General features: G+C 72.0%; 21 protein-coding genes and 1 other RNA gene. 14 read left to right on the plus strand and 8 right to left on the minus strand.

All coding sequences use genetic code 11. The features are described from left to right. Positions 1-196 precede the first annotated feature (196 nt). Positions 197-597: RNase P RNA component class A (gene rnpB, locus AB0A74_RS19615), an RNA gene on the plus strand. A 226-nt stretch (positions 598-823) separates the two neighbouring features. Next, entirely contained in the window at positions 824-2,428 is a 1,605-nt protein-coding gene (locus tag AB0A74_RS19620) for a DUF6345 domain-containing protein (protein WP_358251252.1), read from the plus strand. 221 nt (positions 2,429-2,649) lie between these two features. On the opposite strand, the gene AB0A74_RS19625 is transcribed toward AB0A74_RS19620, so the two are convergent. After that, positions 2,650-3,144, minus strand: a complete 495-nt coding sequence (locus AB0A74_RS19625) for a pyridoxamine 5'-phosphate oxidase family protein (protein WP_358251253.1) — start codon at positions 3,142-3,144, stop codon at positions 2,650-2,652. Positions 3,145-3,168: 24 nt separating this feature from the next. Further along, positions 3,169-3,471, minus strand: coding sequence for a hypothetical protein (locus AB0A74_RS19630; protein WP_358251254.1), 303 nt, complete (start codon positions 3,469-3,471; stop codon positions 3,169-3,171). Between the two features lie 424 nt (positions 3,472-3,895). Here AB0A74_RS19630 and AB0A74_RS19635 point away from each other — a divergent pair, with 424 nt between their 5' ends. The 10 genes from AB0A74_RS19635 to AB0A74_RS19680 all read left to right on the plus strand — a co-directional run bounded on the left by AB0A74_RS19635 (position 3,896) and on the right by AB0A74_RS19680 (position 14,328). Continuing rightward, the gene (locus AB0A74_RS19635) at positions 3,896-4,174 is read left to right on the plus strand and encodes a hypothetical protein (RefSeq protein WP_337727298.1); all 279 of its coding nucleotides are present in this window, start codon (positions 3,896-3,898) and stop codon (positions 4,172-4,174) included. 3 nt (positions 4,175-4,177) lie between these two features. Next, entirely contained in the window at positions 4,178-4,654 is a 477-nt protein-coding gene (locus AB0A74_RS19640) for a hypothetical protein (protein WP_358251255.1), read from the plus strand. An 88-nt stretch (positions 4,655-4,742) separates the two neighbouring features. After that, a complete protein-coding gene (locus AB0A74_RS19645; protein WP_358251295.1) occupies positions 4,743-7,496 on the plus strand; it encodes an ATP-binding protein in 2,754 nt (917 codons plus the stop codon). After that, positions 7,493-9,400, plus strand: a complete 1,908-nt coding sequence (locus tag AB0A74_RS19650; RefSeq protein ID WP_358251257.1) for a hypothetical protein — start codon at positions 7,493-7,495, stop codon at positions 9,398-9,400. The genes AB0A74_RS19645 and AB0A74_RS19650 overlap by 4 nt, the downstream gene beginning before the upstream one ends. Beyond that, positions 9,400-10,014: a hypothetical protein gene (locus tag AB0A74_RS19655; RefSeq protein ID WP_358251259.1), complete on the plus strand. Its 615-nt coding sequence runs from the start codon at positions 9,400-9,402 to the stop codon at positions 10,012-10,014. The genes AB0A74_RS19650 and AB0A74_RS19655 overlap by 1 nt, the downstream gene beginning before the upstream one ends. 1 nt (position 10,015) lies before the next feature. Beyond that, entirely contained in the window at positions 10,016-11,020 is a 1,005-nt protein-coding gene (locus AB0A74_RS19660) for a C40 family peptidase (protein WP_358251260.1), read from the plus strand. Positions 11,021-11,042: 22 nt separating this feature from the next. Beyond that, on the plus strand, positions 11,043-11,570 hold the full coding sequence (locus AB0A74_RS19665; RefSeq protein WP_358251262.1) for a hypothetical protein: 528 nt from the start codon (positions 11,043-11,045) through the stop codon (positions 11,568-11,570). 332 nt (positions 11,571-11,902) lie between these two features. After that, a complete protein-coding gene (locus AB0A74_RS19670; RefSeq protein WP_343932372.1) occupies positions 11,903-12,088 on the plus strand; it encodes a hypothetical protein in 186 nt (61 codons plus the stop codon). Positions 12,089-12,151: 63 nt separating this feature from the next. Continuing rightward, positions 12,152-13,573, plus strand: a complete 1,422-nt coding sequence (locus AB0A74_RS19675; RefSeq protein WP_358251264.1) for an RNB domain-containing ribonuclease — start codon at positions 12,152-12,154, stop codon at positions 13,571-13,573. Beyond that, complete coding sequence (locus tag AB0A74_RS19680; protein ID WP_358251266.1) at positions 13,573-14,328, plus strand: helical backbone metal receptor; 756 nt, start codon at positions 13,573-13,575, stop codon at positions 14,326-14,328. Before AB0A74_RS19675 ends, AB0A74_RS19680 begins: the two co-directional genes overlap by 1 nt. Here AB0A74_RS19680 and pip read toward each other — a convergent pair. The 3 genes from pip to AB0A74_RS19695 form a co-directional block, all read right to left on the minus strand. After that, a complete protein-coding gene (gene pip / locus AB0A74_RS19685; RefSeq protein ID WP_358251268.1) occupies positions 14,309-15,244 on the minus strand; it encodes a prolyl aminopeptidase in 936 nt (311 codons plus the stop codon). The genes AB0A74_RS19680 and pip overlap by 20 nt on opposite strands. Positions 15,245-15,305: 61 nt before the next feature. Further along, positions 15,306-16,163, minus strand: coding sequence for a 3-methyl-2-oxobutanoate hydroxymethyltransferase (gene panB / locus AB0A74_RS19690; protein ID WP_343932368.1), 858 nt, complete (start codon positions 16,161-16,163; stop codon positions 15,306-15,308). 114 nt (positions 16,164-16,277) lie between these two features. Further along, on the minus strand, positions 16,278-17,102 hold the full coding sequence (locus tag AB0A74_RS19695) for an alpha/beta hydrolase (protein WP_358251270.1): 825 nt from the start codon (positions 17,100-17,102) through the stop codon (positions 16,278-16,280). Here AB0A74_RS19695 and lysX point away from each other — a divergent pair. Beyond that, positions 17,101-20,406 carry a bifunctional lysylphosphatidylglycerol synthetase/lysine--tRNA ligase LysX gene (gene lysX / locus AB0A74_RS19700; protein ID WP_358251272.1) on the plus strand — a complete coding sequence of 1,102 codons (3,306 nt, stop codon included), beginning with the start codon at positions 17,101-17,103 and terminating at the stop codon, positions 20,404-20,406. The two genes, AB0A74_RS19695 and lysX, sit on opposite strands and share 2 nt — an antisense overlap. Positions 20,407-20,704: 298 nt before the next feature. Here lysX and AB0A74_RS19705 read toward each other — a convergent pair whose 3' ends face one another. Then, entirely contained in the window at positions 20,705-21,457 is a 753-nt protein-coding gene (locus AB0A74_RS19705; RefSeq protein ID WP_358251274.1) for an SDR family oxidoreductase, read from the minus strand. Between the two features lie 104 nt (positions 21,458-21,561). Here AB0A74_RS19705 and AB0A74_RS19710 point away from each other — a divergent pair, with 104 nt between their 5' ends. Continuing rightward, the gene (locus AB0A74_RS19710; protein ID WP_358251275.1) at positions 21,562-22,386 is read left to right on the plus strand and encodes a helix-turn-helix transcriptional regulator; all 825 of its coding nucleotides are present in this window, start codon (positions 21,562-21,564) and stop codon (positions 22,384-22,386) included. Between the two features lie 126 nt (positions 22,387-22,512). Here the strand turns inward: AB0A74_RS19710 and AB0A74_RS19715 are convergent, their stop codons facing one another. Together AB0A74_RS19715 and AB0A74_RS19720 are read right to left on the minus strand one after the other, a co-directional pair. Next, positions 22,513-23,058, minus strand: coding sequence for a hypothetical protein (locus AB0A74_RS19715; RefSeq protein ID WP_358251276.1), 546 nt, complete (start codon positions 23,056-23,058; stop codon positions 22,513-22,515). 11 nt (positions 23,059-23,069) lie between these two features. Further along, the gene (locus AB0A74_RS19720) at positions 23,070-24,632 is read right to left on the minus strand and encodes an alpha/beta hydrolase (RefSeq protein ID WP_358251277.1); all 1,563 of its coding nucleotides are present in this window, start codon (positions 24,630-24,632) and stop codon (positions 23,070-23,072) included. Positions 24,633-24,684: the final 52 nt, after the last annotated feature.

The raw sequence follows: 24,684 nt of genomic DNA on the forward strand, positions 1-24,684 counted from the left end.
GGCTCGGACTACGAGATGAAATGTGTCAGCGACAACAGATCGCGGTCGCCGCGCGACCGAAGTCGATGTGCCTGCGGCGGGTGAGTCCCCCGATTCCTGCCATGCTGCGAGTAGAGCAGGACGTTCCACATCACGACAAGGTTTCGGCCGCCCGGTTCCACTGCCTGGGACGTCCTCGCGTACGATGGGGGCCGGATGAGTCGGCAGGGCGGCCGCGTCGACAGATTTCGTGTCTGTCGCCGAGGAAAGTCCGGACTCCGCAGGGCAGGGTGGTTGTTAACGGCAACCAGGGGCGACCCTCGGGACAGTGCCACAGAGAACAGACCGCCCCGGCGACGAGCCGGGGTAAGGGTGAAACGGTGGTGTAAGAGACCACCAGCGCCCCGGGTGACCGGGGCGGCTAGGTAAACCCCACCCGGAGCAAGGCCAAGAGGGTGCCCCAGGGCACCTGCGCAGGCGATCGAGGGCGGCCCGCCCGATGCCTGCGGGTAGGCCGCACGAGCCTGTCGGCGACGGCAGGCCGAGATGGATGGCCGCCGAACGGGACCGCCGCGAGGCGCCCGGGAACAGAATCCGGCTTACATGCCGACTCATCCGACCCACTGCGGTTTTCCGCACGAGCAACGTGTTGCGCCATTCGGCTCCGGCGCAGGTGGTAAACGCGTTTCGGGCGCACTGGTCCGCCTATAAGTCCCTTGCGCCACAACGTCGTTACACATTTGGGGCCGTTCGAGTGGTCCTCGGTATCACTGGATCCGGGACCGAGTCCTCCTGCCGAACCGCGGGGCCCTGCCGCCGCGGTCGTCGAAGAGGAGGGAAAGCCATGTCCAGTACCAAGCGGGCCGCCACGTGGCTCGCACTGACCGGCTTGATCGGCGCGGCGTCGGTCACCAGCACCGTCACCGCCTCGGCCGCGGTCACGGAGCTGCCGGTCTACGAGGTCCGCGGCGTCGGGCTCAGCCCGGACCAGGCCGCGGCCCTGCAGCGGGCGTTCGGGTTGAAGGACGTGCAGCGCGACGACAGCGGTGCGGTCGCGTTCGCCGACGAGGCCACCTACCTGAAGGTGCCGGGCCTGGACCAGGGCGCCGGCCGGGCCGACGAGGACGGTCTGGAGACCCGCCAGACCGCCCTGGACCTCGAAGGCCTCAAGCGGATTCGCGCGCTCCCCGTCGAGGACGCCACCAAGCGCGCGGTCGAGACCCTGCGCGGCGCGGGCCTGCTGCCCGCGAACGCCTTCGCCGCCGCGAAGCACACGACGTTCGAGGTCCTCGACGTCAACGGGCGTCCCCTGTACTCGGCGCCCATCGACACCGCGGTGTCCTTCACGTTCAACCTCGACGGCATCCCGCTGGAAGGCGCCGGAGCCAAGCTGCGCGTCGCGTTCGACGGCCAGGGCGCGGTCGCCGGTCTCACGCACAGCACGCGCGAGTTGGCGCGGGCGGGCACCATCCCGGTGCTCGACCTGACCGCCGGTCGGGAGCGGTGCGCCAAGCAGTTCGGCGGCGCGGCGAAGGTCACCGACGTCTCGTACGTCTACGACGCGCCCGCGTTGTCCGAGCGCATCGACAAGCTGGAGCCCAGCCTCCGCTGCGCCGGCACGACCCCCGACGGCTCGGCCGCGCAGTCGCTGACCGTGCCCGCCGCGGTCGACGGTTCCCTGCCGGAGCCCGGCCCCCAGCAGCCGCCGCGCACGGAGGGTGCGATCGCGCCGCAGTGGACCTGGCGGGTCGATGTCGGCAGCGAGGGCACCGGCGCGTGCTCGGGGTTGCCGTGGACGCACCTGAACCTGGGGGCGTTCAACAACCAGTTCACCAGCCGGGGCATCCCGGTGCAGTTCAGCTGGCTCAACCACAACGCGTGGGAGCGGGACTTCAAGGACCCGGTGTTCCCCGGCGGCTTGGACCACGTGTACGCGGACGACGTGGACATGACGTACTGGCAGGGGCACGGTTCGCCGACCGGCTTCTCGTTCTCGGGGTGCAGCGCGAACTCGGACAGCTTCCTGTCCAACAACGACGCCCGGTGGGGCAACCGGGACGTCGAGTGGATGAGCCTGTTCACGTGCTCGATCCTGCAGCACACGTCGGGTGGGTTGAACTGGGCGCAGCGGTGGGGCAAGGCGTTCCGCGGGCTGCACCAGATCAACAGCTTCGACACGGTGTCGATGCACAGCGCGGTGCACGGTGGGCGGTTCGGCCACTACATGCTGCGGACGCCGTTCTTGTGGTGGAACCAGCCGATGAAGGTCCGCGACGCGTGGGCGCAGGCGTCGATCGACACCCAGCCGGCGTGGGTGGTGTGGGCGACGATGGGGCCGATCGGCAACGCGTGGATCGCGAACTTCAACGACTACTTCTGGACCAAGGGCCCGGTCGGCCCGGACACCCTGCCGACCGTGGGCTTCTGGCGCCTGTCCGGCACGAGCTGAGCCGGCTGGTCCCCTGATCGGGATGTCGGCGTCCTTCCGCGCAAACTGGGGGCGGAAGGACGCCGACTCACGCGCCCCGTGCAAAGGAGCGCGGAACGACGGCCGGCCCCACCCACCCGGCCTCAGCCCACCGCCTCCCGCCAAGCCTGCCCGCGTCGAGTCGTGCCCGCGCGGCTCCAGGGGCATCGGGTCGTGTCGTTCGGGCCGTCCGGGCCTCGTCGTCAGAAGCGCCAGCGGGTTTGGGAGTACGGGGACTTCGCGAAACCGAAGGCCGTCGTCGGTTCCACCCGGAAGACCAGCGCGGTGCCGTGGGGGTTCGCGAAGCCGCCTTCCACGACCTCGAAGCGCCACTCCGGGCCGTACTTCGACTCCCACTCCGCCGCCAGCACGCGCAAGCTCGCCTCATCCGCCACGCGCGCCGCCACCCCCTCCACCACCACGTCCAAGCCGCCGTGCAGGGCGTTGCTGCCCGTCGTCACGACGACCTGCGGGTTGGCGGCCAGGTTCCGGGCCTTGCGTTCGTCCGACCCCGTGCAGAAGTGCAGGGCGTCGGTGTGCCACACGGCGATCAGCGGGGTCACGTGCGGGCGGCCGTCGGGGCGGACCGTCGTCAGCCAGTACAGCTCCGCCGACGACAGCACCTCCTCGGCCACCGGCCACGGGGTGGCGGGGGCGTCCGGGTCGCCGTAGCGCGGGTCTACTTCGGTTCGGGGCATGGTTCCCACCGTGGCACGGGAACCTCAGGAACGGCGGGACGGGCGGCCCGGGGGCATGCGGTGCACCGGGCGGAACGGTTCTCCTTCGTTGAACCGCCGCTCCAGGTCGGCCACGTACGCCTCCACCGCCGGGTTCACGATGTCCGCCAGGCTGCGCACCCCCGCCGCCGGCTCGTACGCCGCCAGGTAGGTCGCCGCCGCCCGGGCGCGCTCCAGCACGTCCTGGTCGAAGTTGACCGTCCGCTGAACCCGCCGCCCCGGGCGGCCGTCCGTCCCGGTAGCCTGATCGGTGCCCGGGACGGCCACGGAGACCGTGATTTCCTTCACTCCGGAGGCTGGTTCGGGTGCGGCTTCAGGCGGCTGGACCATGCTGCGAGCCTCCTCGGCGTCGTCACTCCGGGGTGCGGCCCGATCGGGTCCGCGTCCCGGCCGGACGGGTCATCGCTGCGGTGGGGTGGACAGGGGGACCAGGGTCGTGCACACAGTGCGTGACCAGGGAGTTCGCAGTCGGGTGAACTATCTCAGCAATCGGGAGAATCCAGTGTCGCCGGTTCTCCACCGGCTCCCCTCGAACGATGATGTGCGTGGTCAGATTAGACGTAATCAACATCCAGGGGAACAGCTATTGATCTACCCACCGCTAGCCGACCGATACACCTCGTGACGAAGACGTGTTCTACTCGATAGCGCACGAACCGGACGGGAACCCCTCGACCCGCCCGGCGAAGTCCTGCGTACTCAGGAGTACGAGATGACCGCCCAGACCCTGGTAACACTCGCGCAGCAGCAACCGGTCGCGCCCGGCACAGGCGGCCTGCGCCAGTGGATCCTCGACAACCTGGTTCCGCTGCTCTTGCTGACCGTGGCCCTGCTCCTGCTGTGGCTGGGCGGCGGCAAGGGCGACAACGCCGGGGTCATGCGCCGTCTCGGCGGCGTCATCATCGCGTTGGCGATCATCGGACTGGCGGTGACCACGAACGCCGGGGCGAACATCGGCCAGTGGATCGCCGGCCTGTTCACCGGCGGGTGACCCTTGCGGGTACGCACTGACGACGAGGTCTACCGGGTCGACGCCGTCTGGCTCGGGCCGCCCAAGGCCACCTTCCCGTGGCGGGCCCGCTACGTGGCCTGGGGCGTCGGGATCGTGGTGTTCCTGCTGGTCACCGCGGTCCAGCGGCAGATCGGCTTCGGCTTCGACTTCATCAACACCGGCTGGGGCTTCGTGATCACGATCGCGTTGACCCGGTTCATCACCGCCCGGATCAGCCACGAACGCCCGCTGTCGTCGGTCATGACGATGTGGGTGCGGGAGCTGACCGCGCCGCGGGAGAAGACCTCCGGCCAGGGGGGCGCGGCCAGCGCCGCCCGGATCCGGGTCAACCCGCAGCGCCCCCGGAAGCGTCCCAAGAACAAGGGGGCGAAGCGCTCGGCGACCGCCACCCCGACCCCGCACCGCAGGCAGTCAGACCGCCGTAAGAAGGAGGTTCGCGGTGTTCGGACGCCGGCGTGACCGCAACCGACGCTCCGCCGCGCACGTCGCCCAGCACGCGGCGGCGTCCCGGGACGACCGCAAGGTCTACAGCAAGCGCGGTCGCCGCCTGCCCGGTGAGCAGGCCGTGCCGAGCTACACCCCGTCGATCGCCGCGCGCAGCATCGACGGCCACCTGCTGCGCACCGGCCAGGAGGTCTACGCCTGGTACAAGCTCGCGCCGCAGCGCTGGTCGTTCCGCTCGGACTCGCAGCGCCAGGACCTGATCGCCGCCATCGCGGGCCAGTACGCCGAACTCCAGGGCCGCTGGATGCACCTGCGGGTGACCACCCGGCCCTACCCGATCCGCATGTGGGCCGAGGCGCACGTGCACAACGCGGTGCGCCGCCTGCCCGACACCCCGGGCACGCTGTCCTTCGACGACTACATGGTCGGCGAGCAGCAGCAGCTCATGGGCCGCTCGATGGCGGAGAAAGAGGTCTACCTGGGTGTCCAGGTGCAGACCCGCAACATGATGGACCGCGCCGTCGAACGCGCCGCCCCCGTGCTGCGCAAGGTCTTCCCCGACGCCGTGGACGCCGAGCTGGTCGCCATCGAGTCCGAGATCGACCACCTCGACCAGGTCATCGGGTCCGCCGGGCTCGAAGGCCGCCCGGTGACGGCCGAGGAGATGTCCTGGCTGATGCACCGGTCGTGCTCGCTGGGCCTGCCCGCGCCGCGCAACCTGCCCGCCGTGCCGGGCGCGCCGTGGGAGCCGGAGGACCTGGCGTCGTTCACCGACGCCGCGGACTTCCACCAGGACCCGTACGCGCCGACCGTGACCGTCCGGGGCCGCACCGGCTCGAACGCGGGCATCAAGCGGCACGTCGCCGTGCTCACCGTCGGTCTGATGCACGGCCTGCAGATCCCCGAGGTCGACGACCCGTGGGTGCAGCGGTCCGACCGGCTGCCCGCGGCGGTCGAGTGGTCGGCGCGGATCTACGTGCGGCGGCCGGAGGAGGTGTCCGGCGAGCTGCAGCGGCAGATGTCCAAGGTCCGCTCGCAGGTCCGGCACTACACCGACGAGCACGAGCTGGAGCCGCCGCAGTCGTTGGCGCGGCAGGCGTCGCGGGTGCTGGAGATCGACGACGAGATGACGTCGGGCTTCACCGCCCTGGGCACGCGCGTGCGGTCCTGGTGGCGGCTGGCCGTGTCCGGGCCGACCGAGCGGGAGGCGCTGCGGCTCGCCCAGGCCCTGCTGGACCTCTACAAGCCGAAGGTCGCGATCGAGCACCCCGAGGCGCAGTACGCGATCGCGCGGGAGTTCATCCCGGGTGAGCCGCTGTCGTCGTCGGCGTACCTGCGGCGCGGGTCGGTGCTGTGGGCGGCGTCGGCCGTGCCCACCGCGACCGCCGAGGTCGGCGACCGGCGCGGCATCCTGCTCGGCGAGACGGTCACCGCGACCCGCCGCCCGGTGGCGTGGGACCCGTGGATGGCGCAGGAACTCCGCGACGCGTCCGGCCTGACCGCGATGGTCGCGGGGCTGGGCGCGGGCAAGTCGTTCCTCGGCGGCGGCATCGTCTACAAGACGCTGCGGTCCGGGGCGCACTGGACGCTGCTCGACCCGTCCGGCCCGCTGGCCGCCCTGTGCGACCTGCCCGAACTGCGGCCCTACGCCCGGCCGATCAACCTGCTCAACGCCCAGCCCGGCATCCTCAACCCCTACCGCGTGGTGGCGGAGCCGCAGTTGGAGCACTTCATGGACGAGGAGGACCCGGAACGGGCGTGGCGGCGTGAACGCGCGCTGGCCGCCGCCACCCGGCGCCGCCTGGTCCTGGACGTGCTGACCGGCCTGCTGCCGTTCGAGGTGGCGCGGCTGCCGCAGACCCGGATCGTGCTGCTGCGCGCGGTCCGCACGGTCGGCGGCCGGCCCGACGCGCACCCCGGCATGGTGTTCGAGGCGCTGCGGCGGGACGCGTCGGAGCACCACGAGCACGCCGTGGTCGTGGCGGACTTCCTGGACGAGATGCGCGAGCGCATGTCGCTGCTCATCCCGGAACAGGACGCCGACCCGTACAACGAGCAGCGCGACGACCGCCTGACCGTGCTGACCATGGCGGGTCTGAACCTGCCGAAGGACGGCGTGGGCCGCGAGCACTGGACCGACGCCGAGGCGCTCGGCGTCGAGATGCTCAACCTGGCCGCGTGGCTGACCCAGCGGTCGATCTACGAACGCCCCAAGGACCTCCGCAAGGGCGTGTGGATCGACGAGGCGTTCTTCCTGTCCGAGGTCCCGACGGGCCGCGTGCTGATGAACCGCTTCGCCCGCGACTCCCGCAAGTGGAACGTGCGCGTGCTGCTGTCGTCCCAGATCCCGGCGGACTTCCTGAAGATCCAGGGTTTCGTGACCCTGCTCGACTCGGTCTTCGTGGGCCGCCTGGACGACGACCAGGCCCAGGCGGACGCGTTGCGCCTGCTGAAGGTCCCGGTCGGCGCGGGCTACGAGCAGGTGGTCGCGTCCCTGGGCCGCCGCCCCGGCGGCGCCCGCACCGCCACCGAACGCGACCGCGCCCCCCGCCAGTTCATCTTCGGCGACGGCGCGGGCGGCGTGGAACGCATCCGCATCGACTTCTCCGGCCCGCACCTGGAACACCTCCGCAACGCCCTGGACACCACCCCGGACGCGCTGCGCGACGGCCCGGACCAGGCGGAGATCGAACTGTCGTCCCCGCCGCAGGACCCGTTCGCCTACGCGGACGACCTGACCGACGACATCGACGACGAACTGGCCGCCGACCTCGAAGTGGGCCTGGTCGACGACCTGGTCGACTCGACACACGGTGAGGGAGGAACCCGCCGCCAGGGCCGGGAAGGTGCGGCATGAGCACCCTCCTCCTGGTGGCGGCCATCGCCGCCGCGCTCTACGCGCGGCGGCGCTTCAGACGCGCCCGTGCCGCGACCCCCGCGGCACCGGCGAGTCCCCGTCGCACGCGCTGGGCCGCCATGACGGCCGTGACCGCGATCATGAGCCTCCAGGTGGTCTTCGGCGCACCCGCCGCCCACGCCGCGCCCTGTGGCGAGGCGCCCGCGCCCGAGCGGCCGGGTTCGGGCATGGTCGGCGCGATCGACCCGCCGATCGGCAACGGCGTGAAGGACTCGCCGTACCTGGTCTACGGGTACGCCGGCATGGTCTGGCACACCTACCAGGAGAAGTGCCTGGTGCCCAACGCCACCCCGGTGCTGGACACGTGGATGGGCAACCAGCTGTTCAACGCCGGCAAGAACATCGTCGGCGCGACCAACGCCCTGCACTACACCGTCGTCGGCCAGGGCCTGCTCCAGCCGCTGGACGACGCCGTGAAGGCGGGCGTGCAGAAGGTCTACGACAACGTCTACCTGCGCTGGTTCGGCCTGGTGGCGCTGATCCTGGCGATCCTGATGTTCCGCCAGATCTGGAACGGCGACCTGGCCAACATCAGCAAGCGCGGCCTGTGGGCGCTGGCCGCGATGTGGCTCGCGACCTCCACGCTCGCGCTGCCGCAGTTCTACGACGTGCTCGACAACACCCTCGTCACCAGGACCTCCGAGATCCAGGCCGGGTTCGTGGACGTCGAGGAGAACAAGGACAGCCTCGACGTGCTGCCGTCGCGGCTGCACGACTCGGTGGTCTACCAGAGCTGGCTGCGCGGCGAGTTCGGCTCGCCCGAGGCGCCGCAGGCGACCGAGTTCGGGCCCAAGCTGCTGGCCGCCCAGGCGTGGACGGTGCAGGAGATCGGCGAGCACAAGGACGGCGACCAGACCGCCCTGGAAGCCAAGCGCAACGAGTACAAGAACATCTACGCGCAGCTCGGTCCCGCCAAGGGCTACTTCACCGGCGAGGCGGGCGGCCGGACCGGCGCGGGTTTCCTGTCGCTGTTGCAGGCCATCGCGTTCTCGCTGTTCCAGTTGTTCGCCAAGGCCGCGGTCCTGCTCGCCCAGCTCCTGCTGCGCGTGCTGACCCTCGCCGGGCCGCTGATCGGCCTGGTCGCCCTGGTGCACCACGACCTGCTGCGCAAGGTCGGCCGCGCCGCCGCCGTGACCGTGTTCAACGTGCTGGTCCTGGCGGTGCTGGCGGGCACGCACGCGTTGCTGCTGCAGGCGATCTTCAACGCCTCGGGCCTGTCGCTGCTCACCCGGACGCTGCTCGGCCTGATGCTGACGCTGGTCTGCTTCATGGTCGGCAAGCCCATGCGGCGCATGTGGCAGATGGTCGAGATGTCGGCCGGTTCGGCGGCCAACGCGCTGCCGATGCGCGGCGGGTTGCTGTCCATGTTGCGGCGCAAGAAGGACAGTGGGCCTTCGCCGCAGGAGGAGTTCTGGGACACCGTGCGGGACGCGGATCCGGATGGCGATGTGCCGCAGCGGGCTCGTGGGCGGGTTCGGCCGGAGGCCGCCAACCCCGTGGTCGCGACCGCGCACCGGCTCGACCGGAACGGCGTGGCGGGCGAACTGGGTGGCGGGGTGACCGTCAACGGGCAGAACGCCCTGCCGGGCAACGCGTACGGCGGCCCGGCGGCGTTGCCGTCCGGTAGGTCGCGGGTGGTAGACGCGCCGCCGGTCGCCGATCGGAACTGGGACAGGTTGGACGACGCCGTGCTGGTGCCCTCGCGGGTGCAGCCGGGGTTCTCGCGGCTCTCGGACAGCACCGTCGTCCCGGGGCCGCGGCGGGCGGAGACGGAGGTCGTGGCGGGGCGGCAGGTCCACGTGATCTACCGGCCGTCGCGCGGGCTTGAGGTCAGGGACAGCTGATGCCGATCAGGACCAACCGGGGACGCGCGGCGGTCTACCGCCGCCTGTGGGGGTGGCCGCTCAAGTCGCCCACCCACCTGGTCGCGACGATCGTCGGGGTGGTCGCGGTCGTGGCGACGGTGAGCGTCGTGGTGGACAAGACGTTGGGGGACAAGAAGAACGGCGCGGGCGGCGTGGTCGTGACGACGACGTCCGGCGCGCCCAAGCAGTCCGGCGGCAACCAGATCGGCGTGCTGCCGAGCGCCGGCACCACGTCCCCCCTGCCGACGAAGGCGCCGAGCCCCACCAACGCCGCGCCGTCCGCACCGGTCAGCGCGGACGCGCAGCTGGTCGCGGAGAGTTGGATCGACGCCTGGCTGAACCACCCGCCCGGCATCACCAACGCCAAGTGGCTCCAGGGCATGGAGCGGTGGACGTCGAAGGAGTTGCTGCCGACGCTGCAGTCCGTCGACCCGCAGAACGTGCCCAAGGAGCTCAAGAGCAAGGTCACGCCGAAGAACGCGACCACCGATTCGGTCGATTTCGAAGCCGACCTGGAAACCGGCAAGCTCGTGGTGACCGTGGTGAAGCTGCCTGAGGGCTGGCGCGTGCACAAGTACAGCAGGGTGGGCTGAGATGCTGAAGATCGCGCTGGCGGTCGTGGCGGTCGTCGCCGTGGTCGCCGTGGCCGTGACCAACGGCGTCTCGACCGTCGTCAACGGCACCCAACCGGCGGAGGGCGCGGCGGCCCAGTACCGGACCGTCGGCTGCAACGCCTCCATCGGCCCGTGGGAGGGCGGCGGCGCGGACAAGGGCCGCAACGACGCCAGCCGCCTCAACGACGAGCAGCGGGACACCGTCGCCAAGATCATCTCCATCGGTCAGGAGCGCAAGCTGCCCCCGCTGGCGTGGCAGATCGCCATCCAGGCGGGCATGACCGAGTCCGGCCTGCGCAGCCTGAACTACGGCGACCGGGACTCCCTGGGCATCTTCCAGATGCGCCCGTCGATGGGCTGGGGGTCGCCCGCCGAGGTGACCGACCCGATCTACGCGATCAACAAGTTCTACGACGTGCTGGAGAAGGTCCCGGACTGGGAGAACCGCCGGCCCGGCGACTCGGCGCAGGCCGTGGAGCGCTCGGCCTTCCCCGACCGCTACCACAACTGGGAGGCGATGGCGGCCTTCCTGATCAGCGAGCTCGGCGGCGTCCCCGACCCGGCCGGGTGCGGCGACGGCGTGGGGAACTACCTGCTCGCGTCGTCGGCGGCCGGCACCGCGATCGAGTTCACCAAGCAGCAGCTGGGCGAGCCGTACCTGTGGGGTGGCAACGGTCCGGACCAGTGGGACTGCTCGGGCATCCTGGTCAAGGCGTTCGCGGCGGCGGGCGTGAAGATCCCGCGCGTGGCCAACGACCAGTACATCTCCGGCGGCGCGCACCTGCCGGTCCGCGAGGCGAAGGCGGGCGACCTGATCTTCTGGGCGACCAACCCCGCCAACCCGGTCACCGTGCACCACGTCGCCATGTACCTGGGCAACGACGAGTACATCCACGCCCCGCAGACCGGGGACGTGGTGAAGATCAGCAAGCTCAACTGGGACTACTACGAGCTGATGCCGCTGGCCGTCCGGCCGGGCGTGTGATCGCGTGAGGGAGGCACCACCGATGTTCACCCCCGACCCCATCCAGCGCCACGCCGGTCCGCCCGCGTCCAGCACACCGCTGCGCGACTACCTGAACTCGCAACCGCCCGGGGTGGACGCGGGGTACGCGGTCCTGCCGCGCGGCCTGGTGGAGGCGATGCCGCTGCCGTGGCAGCAGCAGATGACCCACTTGCTGGCCGAGTTCCACCGGTCGGTGGCGCACCTGGGGTGGCCGGTGTACCGGGTGGTCCCGTCGCGCCGGGAGCGCCTGACCGACCTGGACGAGGACCAGCTGGCCGAGGTGGGCGCGATCATGGAGATCGACGCGGACGGCGACGTGGTCTACCGAGACCGCTCGGGCAAGCGGATCGAGGACCCGGAGAACCAGACGGTGCTGGTGTCGGTGCTGGACCCGATCCCGGCGAACTTCGCGAACGCGACCCAGAACACGCCACCGCGCGGCTTCCCGGCACCGCAGTTCCCGCAGCCGCCCCGGCAGCCGTACCCGAACTCCGGGCCGCTGCCGGTACAGGCCCCGCACCAGCGCTGACACACCGCCGGCCTGCTCCGCGGGGCGGGTCGGCGGGCGCGCGGTGGGTGGGGCAGGCCGGCGCGCACGGGGTGGGTGACCGGCTGCGCGGCAGGGGTTGGCGCTCGCGGCGGCCGGGCACGCTGGGCGGTGGCGGTGGCGGTGGCGGTAGCGGTAGCGGTGGCGCTGCGGCCGGGCACGCTGGGCGGCGGCGACTGGGCGCGCGTTGTGGGGCGCGGCCTCCGGCCCCCGGTTCCATTCTCGCACCGGGTACCGACAATCCCGGGCCGCGGCGGGCGGGCCACCCCTCCGCCGGACATGACATGCGCCGTCACGCATGTCAGCCTTGACGCATGGGTGATCCGAATGCCTGGTACTACTGCCTGACCCACCAGAAGGCCGAGAAGGGCGTCGGCTGCCGCGGCGGTGATCGCATGGGGCCCTACCCCGACGAGGCCACCGCGACGCGCGCGCTCGAACTCGCCCGGCAGCGCACCGAGGCCGAGGACGAGAAAGACCGCAAGTGGAAGAACAGTTGACCGCCTCCCGCGGCGCGGCCGACTGAGGCCTCGCCCGCGGGCTAAGGTGCACCTGTGGCCTCGATGGTGATCCGTACCGGCAGGGCGGACCTGGACTTCAGCGGGATCCGGGCCGAGTTCGGGCTGCCCGCCGAGTTCCCCGCCGCCGCGCTCGCGGAGGCCGAGCGGGCGCTGTCCCGCGAGCCCGGGGCCCGCGAGGACGCCACCGCCCTGCCCTTCGTCACGATCGACCCGCCCGGCGCGAAGGACCTCGACCAGGCCCTCTGCCTCGAACGGGTCGGCGACGGCTTCCGCGTCCACTACGCCATCGCGGACCTCGGCCTGTTCGTGGTCCCCGGCGGCGCGCTCGACGCCGAGGTCCGCAGGCGGGGTCAGACGCTCTACCTGCCCGACGGCAACGTCCCGCTGCACCCGACCGTCCTGTCCGAGGGCGCGGCGAGCCTGCTGCCCGGCCAGACGCGACCGGCCGTGCTGTGGACGTTCGACTGCGACCGCACCGGCGAACCCGTGGACGTCCGGGTCCGCCGGGCGGTGGTCCGGTCGACCGCCCAGTTCGACTACGAGACCGTCCAGCACTCCTTCGACGCCGGCGCCCCGCACCCGTCGATCGAGGCCCTGGCCGACTTCGGCCGCCTGCGCCGGGAACGGGCCGCCGAGCGGGGCGCGGTCGAGCTCCAGCTCCCCGAGCAGGAGATCGTCCCCAACGGCGACGGCGACTGGAAGTTGGCCGTCCGCCCCCGCGTCGACGTGGACTCCTGGAACGCCGAGATCTCCCTGCTGACCGGCATGTCGGCGGCGAAGATCATGATCGGGGCCCGGGTCGGCGTCCTGCGCACGCTCCCGGACGCCGACGACGGCGCGGTGGACGCGCTCAAGCGGTCCGCGCACGCCCTGAAGGTGCCGTGGCCGCCCGGCACGACCCCGGCGAAGCTGCTCGCGAGCCTCGACCCGAGCCGCCCCGAGTCGCTGGCCCTGTTCGTGGACGCCACCAGGCTGCTGCGCGGCGCGGGGTACACCGCGTTCGACGGGGAGATCCCGCCGGTCACCACGCACGCCGGCGTCGCCGCCCCGTACACGCACGTCACCGCGCCGCTGCGCCGCCTGGTGGACCGGTTCGCCACCGAGGTCTGCCTCGCGGTCACCGCCGGCGAGGACGTCCCGGACTGGCTGCGCCAGGCCCTCCCGCTGCTGCCCGGCCTGATGGGCGCGAGCGACACCCTCGCGAGCAAGGTGGACCGCGCCTGCCTGGACCAGGTCGAGGCGTGGGTGCTGGCCGACCGCGTGGGCCAGGAGTTCGACGCCGTGGTGCTGCGGGCGGACAACAACGGCGCGGACGTGTTCGTCGCGCACCCGCCGGTCATGGGCCGCTGCACCGGCGACGACCTGCCCGAAGGCGAACGGGTCCGGGTCCGGCTCACCGAGGCCGACCCGGGGGACCGCAAGGTCGTCTTCGCCCGGGTCGCGACCACCGCGCCGGAGGCCTGATGCTGCCCGTGGACGACCTCGGCGAACCGGTGCCCCTGCCGGGCCCGCCGCGCCGCGTGGTCAGCCTCGTCCCGTCGCTGACCGAGGCGGTGGACCCGGCCGTCCTGGTCGGGGCCACCGACTACTGCACCCACCCGGAGGACCTGGAGGTCGATCGGGTCGGCGGCTCCAAGTACCCGAAGGTCGACCAGGTCCTCGCGCTGAAACCGGACCTCGTGTTGGCCAACAGCGAGGAGAACCGCCCCGAGGACGTGGAACGCCTGCGCGCCAACGGTGTCCCGGTCTGGGTGATGGCCGCGCCCGCGTCCGTGCCCGCCGCGCTCGGCTCGCTGCGCCGCCTCTTCGGCACCGCCTGGGACACCGAACCGGACTGGCTGGTCAAGGCCGAGAACCTGTGGCGGCACGTCGAACCGCCCCGCGCGCGGGCGATCATCCCGGTGTGGCGCAAGCCGTGGGTCGTCGTCGGCCGCGACACGTTCGCCGGTGACGTCCTGCGCCGCCTGGGCGTGCTCAACGCCTACGCCGAGCACGCCGAGCGCTACCCCCGCCCCACGCTGGAGGAGCTCCAGGCGCAACCGGCGGACCTGGTCGTGCTCCCGGACGAGCCGTACCTGTTCACCCCGGACGACGGCCCGCAGTTCTTCCCCCGCCAGCGCCCGGTGCACGTCTCCGGCCGCTTCCTGACCTGGTACGGCCCGGCCCTGGTGGAGGCCCGCCCCGCCCTGGAACGGGCGCTCAGCGGAACCGGTCGGTAGCCGCGACCAGCGCCCGCAGGATGCCCGGCTCGTCGTAGGCGTGCCCCGCGTCGGGCACGACCACCAGCTCCGACCCCGGCCACGCCCGGTGCAGCTCCCACGCCGTCACCGCCGGGGTGGCCACGTCGTACCGGCCCTGCACGATCACGCCGGGGATGCCGGCGAGCTTCCCGGCGTCGCGCAGCAACTGCCCCTCCGCCAACCAGCCGCGGTGGAGGAAGTAGTGGTTCTCGATGCGGGCGAACGCCAGCGCGTACCGGGGCTGCGCGAACGCCGCCACCAGCTCGGGCCGTTCCAGCAGGGTGACCGTCGAGGCCTCCCACACGCTCCACGCGACCGCCGCCGCCTCGGCCACCGCCGGGTCCGGGTCGTGCAGCAGCTTCGCGTACCCGCCGATGACGTCGCCGTCGGGCACCAGCTCGACCACCCGCGACCACACCTCGGGGAACAGGGACCCGGCCCCGCCGCCGTAGTACCAGTCCAGTTCGCGCTGCCGCAGGGTGAAGATCCCGCGCAGCACCAGCTCGGTCACCCGGTCGGGGTGGGTCTGCGCGTACGCCAGCGCCAGCGTGCTGCCCCACGACCCGCCGAACACCTGCCAGCGGTCGATCCCGAGGTGCTCGCGCACGGCTTCGAGGTCCGCGACCAGGTGCCACGTCGTGTTCGTCGACATGTCCACACCGGGGGTGCTCGCGTGGGGCGCCGACCGCCCGCAGCCGCGCTGGTCGACCAGCACGATCCGGTACGCGGCGGGGTCGAACAGCCGCCGGTGCGCGGGCGCGCTGCCCCCGCCCGGCCCGCCGTGCAGGAACACCGCGGGTTTGCCGTAGGGGTTGCCGCAGACCTCCCAGTACACGCGGTTCCCGTCGCCGACGTCGAGCAGGCCCTGGTCGTAGGGCTCGATCTCGGGGTACATGACCCCTACTCTTACCCGATCACCCGCTCGACGCCGACCGACGGTCACCGTCGCGTCACGCTCAGTGGAAGGTGTGCTCCGGCCCGGGGAACTGGTGGCCGCGGACCTCGGAGGCGAACTCGCGCGCCGCGCCCAGCATGACGTCGGCCAGGTTGGCGTAGCGCTTGACGAACCGCGGCGCCTTGCCGCGCCGCAGGCCCAGCATGTCCTGCCAGACCAGCACCTGCGCGTCGGTGTCGGGGCCCGCGCCGATGCCGACGGTCGGGATGGCCAGGTCGTGCGTGATCTGCTTGGCCACCTCGGCGGTCACCATCTCCAGCACGACCGCGAACGCCCCGGCCTCCTGGACGGCGACGGCGTCGGCCACGACCTCGTCGAACTTGTCGTTGCGGCCCTGGACCCGGTACCCGCCCAGCTGGTGCTCGCTCTGCGGGGTGAACCCGATGTGCGCCATCACGGGGATGCCGGCCTGCACGATCGCCTTGATGTGCGGCGCGAAGTGCCGGCCGCCCTCCAGCTTGACCGCGTGCGCCCGGCCTTCCTTCATGAACCGCACCGCCGTGGCCACGGCCTGCTCGACCGACACCTGGTAGGAGCCGAACGGCAGGTCCGCCACGACCAGCGCCCGCTTCACCGACCGGGTGACGCCCCGGACCAGCGGGATCATCTCGTCCACCGTCACCGGCAGGGACGTGTCGTACCCGTAGACGTTGTTCGACGCGGAGTCGCCGACAAGCAGCACGGGGATGCCGGCCTCGTCGAAGAGCTCGGCGGTGTACATGTCGTAGGCGGTGAGCATGGGCCACGGCTCGCCGCGTTCCTTCAGCTCACGCAGGTGGTGGATGCGCACCTTCTTGGTGCTCGCCGGGGCGTTGGACGCTCCGGTCCCGTAGGGCGCGGTTACCTCGGCAGAGGTCATCGTCGACCGTCCTCCCTCGAAGCCCGCCTCGTCGCGGGTCTCCGGGCCTTGTTGCACGGTTACCGGAACAGCGTGACACCGAGGACCGGGCTTGTGCGCGGTGTGCGAGTGACCTCACACCGTGCTGCCGCGCACCGCCTTGAGCACGGCCAGCGCCACCGCGTCCGGCCGGTCGACGGGGACCATGTGCCGGCTGCCCGGGACCAGCACGTTCGTCCCCCACGGCACCTGCCCGGCCAGCGCCAGGTGCTCGGGGAACACCCGCCGCCCGGCGGTGAGGACGGTGAACGGCACGCGCGGCAGCGGCCGGAACGCGCGCAGCCGCTCCAGCGCGGCCACCTGCCCGGGGTAGGAGGCCAGCTCCTCCAGGACCGCCCGCGTCACCGCCGGCCGCCCGTACACCGCCCTCACCTGATCGGGTGGAGCTGGGTCGCGGCGGCCGAGCGTGGACCCGGTGACCGCCCACCGCCGCAGCCGCACCCCGTGCCGCGCGACGAACCGGTCCAGGCGCAGCCGCAGCAACCACCACGCGACCAGCGCGGACAGGTCGAACGGCCGGCCCGCGCCGGGCGCCTCGGGGTCGGGGTCCACCAGCACCAGCCCGCGCACCCGCCCGGCCCGCAGCCGCGCCCACGCCTCGACGTGCAGCGCCGCCATCGAGTGCCCCACCAGCACCGCGCCGGGCACGCCGGCGAGCACCGCGTCCAGCACGGCGACCTCCCGGGCGAGCGTGGCGGGCGCGAGCGCGGGACCGCTGTCCCCGGTGCCGGGTCGGTCGTAGACCAGCACGCGGGTGTGCGGGGCGAGCAGCCGGACCACGCGGTCCCAGTCGAACCACGCGTGCCCGAGCCCGGAGGCCAGCACGACGGCCGGCGACCCGTCGTCGGCGACCCGACCGGTGGTCACGACATGCACCCGACCGGCCAGGGAGGCGATCATGGTCCGCAAGGCTCTCCTCGGAGGTGTGGTCGTGGCGGTCACCGGGTGGAAGTGGCGCGCGGCGGGTGTGGTGGCGACGGTCGTGCAGCTCGCGGGCCTGGCGTCCCTCCTCCTGCTGGTGGTCGACGAGGAGTCCGGCCTCGCCTCGGGCATCTTCATCGTGGCGTACTGGCTGGGCCTGCCGGTGGACGCCAACCTGTTCATCGCGCTGGTGCTGCTCGTGCTGGGCGCGGCGGCGCGGCGGCGCAAGCAGGCGGCCCTGTGGACGCTGCTGCTGTTCGAGGCGCTCGGGTTCGGCGTGACGCTGGTCGTGCTGCTGGTCTACCTGGTCGACCCGGGCCAGTTCCAGGGCCTCGCCGAGCCGGTGGACTGGGTGGAGGTGGCGACCTTCGTCGGCGGCGGCGCGGTGGTGTCGGCCGCGTTGCTGGTGTTCCTGTGGTCGCTGCGCCCGGCGTTCCCGGCCCGGCTGGTGCGCGGCGCGTGGCGGCAGGGCCTGGCGGTGTTCGTCACCGGGATGGTGCTCGCGTGCCTGGTCGGCTGGGGCGTGACCGAGGTGTTCCCGGGCACGCTGATCGACTGGTGGGAGAAGTTCCTGTGGGCGGCCAACCAGGCCACCGGCGAGGTGCTGCCGCTGGGCCGCGCCGGGGTCGGGGATGGGCCGCAGTGGCTCAGCGTCGTGCTGGGCCTGGCCGGCACGCTGGTCGCGATCGCCGCGCTCTACGTGTTCTTCCGCGGCGAGCGGTCGAGCCGGCTGCTCGACGACACCGAGGAGCTGGGCGTGCGGCGGTTGCTGGCCGCGCACGGCGAGCCGGACTCGCTGGGCTACTTCGCGACCCGCCGCGACAAGTCCGTGGTGTTCGCCGACAACGGCCGCGCGGCGCTGACCTACCGGGTGCTCGCCGGCGCCACGCTGGCCAGCGGCGACCCGATCGGCGACGAGGACGCGTGGCCGGCGGCGGTGGGCGCGTGGCTGGCCGAGGCGCGCCGGTACGGGTGGGTGCCCGGTGTCCTGGGCGCGAGCGAGCGCGGCGCGCACGTGTACGCGGCGGCGGGGCTGAAGGCGTTGGAGATCGGCGACGAGGCGGTGCTGGACGTCCGCGAGTTCAGCCTGGCCGGGCCGGAGCGGCGGGCCGTGCGGCAGGCGGTGAGCCGCGTCGAGCGCGCCGGGTACACCGCGCGGGTGCGGCGGCACGCGGAGATCCCGGCGGAGGAGATGGCGGCGCTGCTGGACTCGGCGCAGCGGTGGCGCGGCGCGGAGACCGAGCGCGGGTTCTCGATGGCGCTGGGCCGGCTCGGCGACCCGACCGACGGCCGGTGCGTGATGGTCGAGGCGTACGACGCCGACGGCGCACTGCGCGGCCTGCTGTCGTTCGTGCCGTGGGGCCGGCGGGGCGTGTCGCTGGACCTGATGCGGCGCGACCGCACGGCCGAGAACGGCCTCAACGAGTACATGGTCGCCGCGCTGGCCGACGCCGCCGGACGCCTCGGCGTGCAGCGGATCTCGTTGAACTTCGCCATGTTCCGCGCGGTGTTCGAGGAGGGCGAGAAGATCGGCGCGGGACCGGTGCTGCGGGCGTGGCGGCGGGTGTTGAGCCTGGCGTCGCGGTTCTTCCAGCTGGAGTCGTTGTACCGGTCGAACGCCAAGTACCACCCGGACTGGGTGCCGCGGTTCCTGTGCTACGCGCGGACCCGGCACCTGCCGCGGGTGAGCATCGCCGCCGGTGTCGCCGAAGGGTTCGTGCCCGACCTGCGGTCGTTGTTCAAGCGCGGTTCGGGGCGGGCGCTGCGCCACGAGACGACGGGCACCCGGTTCGCCGCGGCGGTCGCCGAGATCGACGCGGTGAAGGTCGAGCCGAAGCCCGTGCGGCGACCCGAGCAGGTGCGCGTGCGCATCGAGAAGCTGGACCGGCTGCGCGCCGGTGGCATCGACCCGTACCCGGTGGACTTCCCGCGCGACTGCCTGCTCGGCGAGGTGCCCGACCGGTTCGGGGAGGTCCTGGCGGTCACCGGCCGCGTGGTGGCGTTGCGCGAGTTGGGCGGCCTGGTCTTCGCCCGGGTCCGGGACGCCAGCGGCGAACTCCAGCTGATGCTCGACGCGGAACACCTCGGCCGGGAGGGCTTGGCCGCGTTCAAGTCCGGTGTGGACCTGGGCGACCACGTGGGCGTGCGGGGTGCGGTGACGCGGTCGCGGCGCGGTGAGCTGTCCGTGCTGGCCGACTCGTGGACCGTGACGGCGAAGTGCCTGCACCCGTTGCCGGACAAGCGGAAGGGCCTGGCCGACCCGGAGGCGAGGGTCCGCCGCCGGTACCTGGACCTGGTGGTGAACCCGGACTCGGCCCGGATGCTGCGGGTCCGGAGCGACGTGGTCCGGGGCATCCGGGACTTCCTGCACGGGCGGGGTTACCTGGAGGTGGAGACCCCGATGCTGCAGACCGTGCACGGCGGCGCGAACGCGAGGCCGTTCGTGACCCACATCAACGCCTACGACATGCGGATGTACCTGCGCATCGCGCCCGAGCTGTACCTGAAGCGGCTGTGCGTGGCCGGCGTGGACCGGGTGTTCGAGCTGAACCGCAACTTCCGCAACGAGGGCGCGGACGCCACCCACAACCCCGAGTTCACGATGCTGGAGGCGTACCAGGCTTACGCCGACTACACGACCATGCTGCACCTGATGCGCGAACTGGTGCAGCACGCGGCCGTTGCGGCGCACGGGAAGCAGGTGGCTGTGCGGGACGGGGTCGAGGTGGACATCTCGGGGGAGTGGCCGGTGATCTCCGTGCACGAGGCCGTGTCGAGTGCTTTGGGGGCGAGGGTCGGTCCGGACACGCCGATCGAGTCGTTGCGTGAACTTGTCGGCGCACGGGGTGTTCATGTCGAGGATGACCTCGACCACGGGCAGATCGTGCTGGAGGCGTACGACAAGTTGGTCGAGCCCCGGACCGTGCAGCCAACGTTCTACACGGACTTCCCGACGTCGGTTTCCCCTTTGACGCGACAGCACCGCGCCGATCCGCGGCTGGCCGAACGGTGGGACTTGGTCGCGTTCGGTGCGGAGATCGGCACGGCGTACTCGGAGCTGACCGACCCGTTGGAGCAGCGGCGGCGGCTGGAGGCCCAGTCCTTGAAGGCTGCCAGCGGTGATGTCGAGGCCATGGAGTTGGACGAGGACTTCCTGGATGCGCTGGAGCACGGCATGCCGCCTACCGGCGGGTTGGGGATGGGGGTGGATCGGGTGTTGATGATGTTGACTGGGACGTCGATCCGGCAGACCGTTTTGTTTCCTTTTGTGCGGCCTAGCTGAGGGTTCAAGCGGACGCTCTTCGCACTCTAAAGAGGACGCGCTTCGCGCTCTCAAGATTAAAAGCGGCGCTCGCCGCGCGGCAGGCCCCCGGAGGGGAAGGGCGTCGGTCTCCCTCCGCACGGCCTGCCGGAGGCAACCACCCTTTGGTCTTCTCCGCAACCGGAAAAGCTGGTTGCGGAGAAGACCAAAGCGTGGTTGGGCTGCGCCCAGGCCGTACGGAGGGAGACCGAGGCCCTTCCCGTGGGCTTGCAGCGCGGCGAAAAGCGGTTCGCGCTGCGCGCGGGAGTGGTGCGGGGGGTCAGATTTGGGTGGTGGGGAGGACCATGATTTGGCGGAGGTTGATGTGGCGGGCTCGGCTGGTGGTGTAGGCGACCACGTCGGCCACCTCGGCCGCGGTGAGGCGGCCCATGGCTTCGAACCACGTCGTGAGTTCGTTGATCACCTCCGCGTTGTCCACGTGGCTGGCCAGTTCGCTCTCCGTCAGGCCCGGTTCCACGTTGGTCACCCGCACGTTCAGCGGGCCCAGTTCGCTGCGCAGGTTGGCCGACAGGTGGGTGACCGCCGCCTTCGTCGCCGTGTAGACGGCGAAGTTAGGGAAGGTCAGGTGGGCTCCGATGGAGGAGATGTTGACCAGGTCCGCCGTGCCGCCTTCCGCCGCGGTGGCCGTGAGGTCCTGTGTGAAGGCGTTCGTGACGTTCAGGACGCCGGTGATGTTCGTGTCGATCATCCGCTGCCACTCGTCGGCGCGGCCGGCCGTGATCGGGTTGGCGAGCATCACGCCCGCGTTGTTCACGACCAGGTCCACGCGGCCGTACGCGCTGTGGACGGCGTCGCGCGCCGCGGACAGGTCGCCGGTGACGTCCGCCGCCACCGCAAGCGCTTGCCCGCCCTCGGCGGCGATCTTGTCGGCCAGGTCCGCCAGGCGGTCGGCGCGGCGGGACAGCAGGGCGACGCGGGCCCCCGACCGGGCCAGGACCAGCGCGATCTCCGCGCCGATGCCGCTGGCGGCCCCCGTGACGACGGCGGTTCGGTTGGTGAGGTCGTATGTCATGGCGTCAACGGTGGCGGGGTTGCGCCGGAGTACCCGAGGCCGTGGTTTTCCCTAGGTCTGGCAGGACCAGGATCAGGGTCGCCGGCGCGGCCATACTGGGGTGCGTGAACCACGACCTGGGTGAGTTCCTGCGCACCCGCCGGGCGCGTGTCCGGCCGGACGACGTCGGGTTGCCCGGCGGCGGCCGGCGGCGGGTCCCCGGGCTGCGGCGGGAGGAGTTGGCGCTGCTCGCCGGGGTGAGCGTCGACTACTACATGCGGTTGGAGCAGGGCCGCACGCCGAGCGTCTCGGACGCCGTGCTGGACGCGGTGGCGCGGGTGCTGCGGCTGGACGAGACCGAGCGGGCGCACCTGCGCAACCTGGTCCGCCCGCGCACGCCCCGCAAGCACGTGCCGCAGCGCATCCGGCCGGGACTGCGCCGGTTGCTGGACATGATGGAGGGCACGCCCGCGTTCGTGCTGGGCCGCCGCACGGACGTGCTGGCCTGGAACGCCCTGGCCGACGCCCTCTACAACTTCGGCGAGCTGGGTCCGGACATGGTCAACGCCGCCCGGCACGCCTTCCTCGACCCCGACGCCCGCCGCTTCTACCGGGACTGGCCGACCATCGCCGCCGACACGGTCGCCGTGCTGCGCATGGACGCGGGCCGCCACCCCGACGACCCGCGGCTGGCCGCGCTGGTGGGGGAGCTGTCGATGAAGGACGAGACGTTCCGGACGTTGTGGGCGCAGCACGCGGTGCTGGAGAAGACCCACGGCAGCAAGCTGTTCCGCCACCCGGTGGTCGGCGACCTCGACCTGGACTACGAGATGCTGGCCCTGCCCGGCGACCCGGACGTGAACCTCGCGGTCTACACGGCCAAGGAAGGCTCGCCGTCCGCGGAACGCCTGCGGTTGTTGGCGAGTTGGGCTGCCTCGGTGGACGCCTAGCGCCTGGCGGGGGCCACACGGTGTCACGGAGGAGGACTACAGCGCCGCCGTGAAGGTCATCGGGGTGCTGGAGGTCCTCGGCGCGGCGAGCACAAGCTGTGGCGGTGGGTCGGTTCGCCTGGGCGCCTAGCGCAGCTTGAGGCCCAGGTCCTCCTCCAGCACCGCGGCCTGCTCCGGGCTGGCGAGGGTCAGGATCGTCTCGTAGCCGCGGTTGCGTTCGCGTTCGAAGTCGACCAGGCGGAACTTCCGGCTGTCGCCGGGGTTCAGCTCGTCCACCGCCTCCGTCGCCGCCAGGTGGTCGAGGTAGTCGTCGGAGTAGTGCTCGGCGCTGATCGACACCGGCCGCCCGTTGACCTTGAACTCCAGCACGTCGTCGCGCGAGCCCTCCACGAACTCGCCCTCGCGCAGCCGGACGTCGGTGACGGTGACCGCGCCACCGGTCAGGGCGGCGGCCTGTTCGAGGATGTGGGCATAGGACTCCTCCAGGAAGTCCACGTCGTCGGCGTGCACCGTCACCGCCACGCCGAAGTCCTGCAGCGCCGACGCGACCTCGTACGGGTCCAGGTGGTCGTCCACGTACTCGGCGAACTTGTCCAGCACAGCGCGCACCTGCTCGTGGGACAGCATCCCGGCTTCCAGGAGCGCGAAGGCCACGTGTTTGTAGGTGATCATCACCTGCAACTCTAGGAGCAGCGCTTGCCTTGCGCGGGCAGTTTCAGGTCGATCAGGTACGCGTCCCCGACGGGGTCCACGCACTCGTTGCCCTGGAGGTAGACGGTGTGCTGGTTGCCCTCGAACGTGAGCAGCCCGCCGCCCAGCGCCCCGGCCAGGTTCACGCCCGCCTCGTACGGGGTCGCCGGGTCGCCGGTCGTGGAGATCACCAGCACCGGCGGCAGGCCGGACACCGGCTTGGTCTCCTGCACGGTCGGCGGCACGGGCCAGAACGCGCACGCGTCCAGCGCGCCCACCGGCGGGTTGCCGTCGTCCAGGAACGGGGCCGCCGCCTTGTACCGGCGGGCCACGTCGTCCAGCACGGCCCGGTCGGTGACGCGCGGCTCGTCGACGCACTTCACCGCGGTGAACGCGTCGGTGATGGTGGAGTACCTGCCCTCGCGGTCGCGGTCGAAGTACGCGTCGGCCAGGCTCAGGAGGACCTCGCCGCGGTTGTTCTTCAGCTCCGTCAGGCCCGAGTTCAGCGGTGCCCACAGCTCTTGGCTGTACATCGCCTGGATCGCGCCGGTGATGGCGTCGTTGTAGGACAGCTTGCGGATGCCCACGTCCACCGGCCGCTGCACCAGCGGCAGGGTCAGCTCCCGGAAGACCGTGCTGGCCTTCGCCGGGTCCTTGCCCAGTGCGCAGTCCTGCCGCTGCGCGCACCACTGCGCGAACGCGTCGAACGCCTGCTGGAACCCGGCGGCCTGCGCGATCAGCGACTCCACCTGGTTCTGCGTCGGGTCCACCGCGCCGTCGAGCACGAGCGCCCGCACGTTGGCCGGGAACGCCGCCGCGTAGCGCGCGCCGATGTGCGTCCCGTACGAGTACCCCAGGTAGGTCAGCTTCTCGTCGCCCAGCGCGGAGCGCATGACGTCCAGGTCGCGCACGACGTCCCGGGTGCCGACGTTGGCCAGGAAGTCCGCGCCGGTCGAGGCGGCGCACTTCTCGGCGTAGGTCTTGTTCTCCCGCTCGGTCTCCTGGACGCCGGCGGGGGAGGTGTCGACGTCGGTGTCCAACCGGTCGGCGTCCCGCTCGGCGTCGGTCAGGCACCGCACCTGCGGCCGGCTCGCGCCCACGCCGCGCGGGTCGAAGCCGACGAGGTCGAACCGCTCGCCCAGCGCGGAGTCCCGGACCGTGCCGGCCAGGTTCGCCGCCGCCGACATGCCCGACGCGCCCGGACCGCCCGGGTTGATGATCAGCGACCCGATCCGGTCGCCGGACGCCTTCTGCCGCAGCAACCCCACGGTGACGGTCTTGCCGCCGGGGTTGGCGTAGTCCAGCGGCACCTCCAGGCGCGCGCACTCGATGTTCTTCTTGTTGCGGAACTGGCCGCGCGTGGTGGCGGTGGTGGCGTACTCGGCGCAGTCCTGCCACCCGAGCTGCTGGCCGTAGAACCGCTCCAGGCCCGCGGGGACCGTGCCGGCGGGCCCGCGCTGCTCCAGGACCGTCCCCGGAGTGGGTGAACCCGTCACCACCGTCGTGCAGGCGGCCAGCGCGGGAACGGCGAGCAGGAGCATCAAGGAACGGCGCACACCGTCGATCGTAGGTGTGACTCGTCCGCCACAACGTCCACCGCTCGTGGCC

Origin of the sequence: Saccharothrix sp. NPDC042600 (assembly GCF_040647305.1) — a bacterium.
Classification (GTDB): Bacteria; Actinomycetota; Actinomycetes; order Mycobacteriales; family Pseudonocardiaceae; genus Actinosynnema; species Actinosynnema mutabilis.

Coding starts and splice junctions, on each gene's coding strand:
- AB0A74_RS19635 (WP_337727298.1), top strand. CDS start 3,896: ATGACCGCCCAGACCCTGGTAACACTCGCGCAGCAGCAACCGGTCGCG.
- AB0A74_RS19620 (WP_358251252.1), top strand. CDS start 824: ATGTCCAGTACCAAGCGGGCCGCCACGTGGCTCGCACTGACCGGCTTG.
- AB0A74_RS19670 (WP_343932372.1), top strand. CDS start 11,903: ATGGGTGATCCGAATGCCTGGTACTACTGCCTGACCCACCAGAAGGCC.
- AB0A74_RS19705 (WP_358251274.1), bottom strand. CDS start 21,457: ATGACATACGACCTCACCAACCGAACCGCCGTCGTCACGGGGGCCGCC.
- AB0A74_RS19680 (WP_358251266.1), top strand. CDS start 13,573: ATGCTGCCCGTGGACGACCTCGGCGAACCGGTGCCCCTGCCGGGCCCG.
- pip (WP_358251268.1), bottom strand. CDS start 15,244: ATGTACCCCGAGATCGAGCCCTACGACCAGGGCCTGCTCGACGTCGGC.
- lysX (WP_358251272.1), top strand. CDS start 17,101: ATGGTCCGCAAGGCTCTCCTCGGAGGTGTGGTCGTGGCGGTCACCGGG.
- AB0A74_RS19665 (WP_358251262.1), top strand. CDS start 11,043: ATGTTCACCCCCGACCCCATCCAGCGCCACGCCGGTCCGCCCGCGTCC.
- AB0A74_RS19695 (WP_358251270.1), bottom strand. CDS start 17,102: ATGATCGCCTCCCTGGCCGGTCGGGTGCATGTCGTGACCACCGGTCGG.
- AB0A74_RS19715 (WP_358251276.1), bottom strand. CDS start 23,058: ATGATCACCTACAAACACGTGGCCTTCGCGCTCCTGGAAGCCGGGATG.
- AB0A74_RS19655 (WP_358251259.1), top strand. CDS start 9,400: ATGCCGATCAGGACCAACCGGGGACGCGCGGCGGTCTACCGCCGCCTG.
- AB0A74_RS19625 (WP_358251253.1), bottom strand. CDS start 3,144: ATGCCCCGAACCGAAGTAGACCCGCGCTACGGCGACCCGGACGCCCCC.
- AB0A74_RS19660 (WP_358251260.1), top strand. CDS start 10,016: ATGCTGAAGATCGCGCTGGCGGTCGTGGCGGTCGTCGCCGTGGTCGCC.
- AB0A74_RS19675 (WP_358251264.1), top strand. CDS start 12,152: ATGGTGATCCGTACCGGCAGGGCGGACCTGGACTTCAGCGGGATCCGG.
- AB0A74_RS19650 (WP_358251257.1), top strand. CDS start 7,493: ATGAGCACCCTCCTCCTGGTGGCGGCCATCGCCGCCGCGCTCTACGCG.
- panB (WP_343932368.1), bottom strand. CDS start 16,163: ATGACCTCTGCCGAGGTAACCGCGCCCTACGGGACCGGAGCGTCCAAC.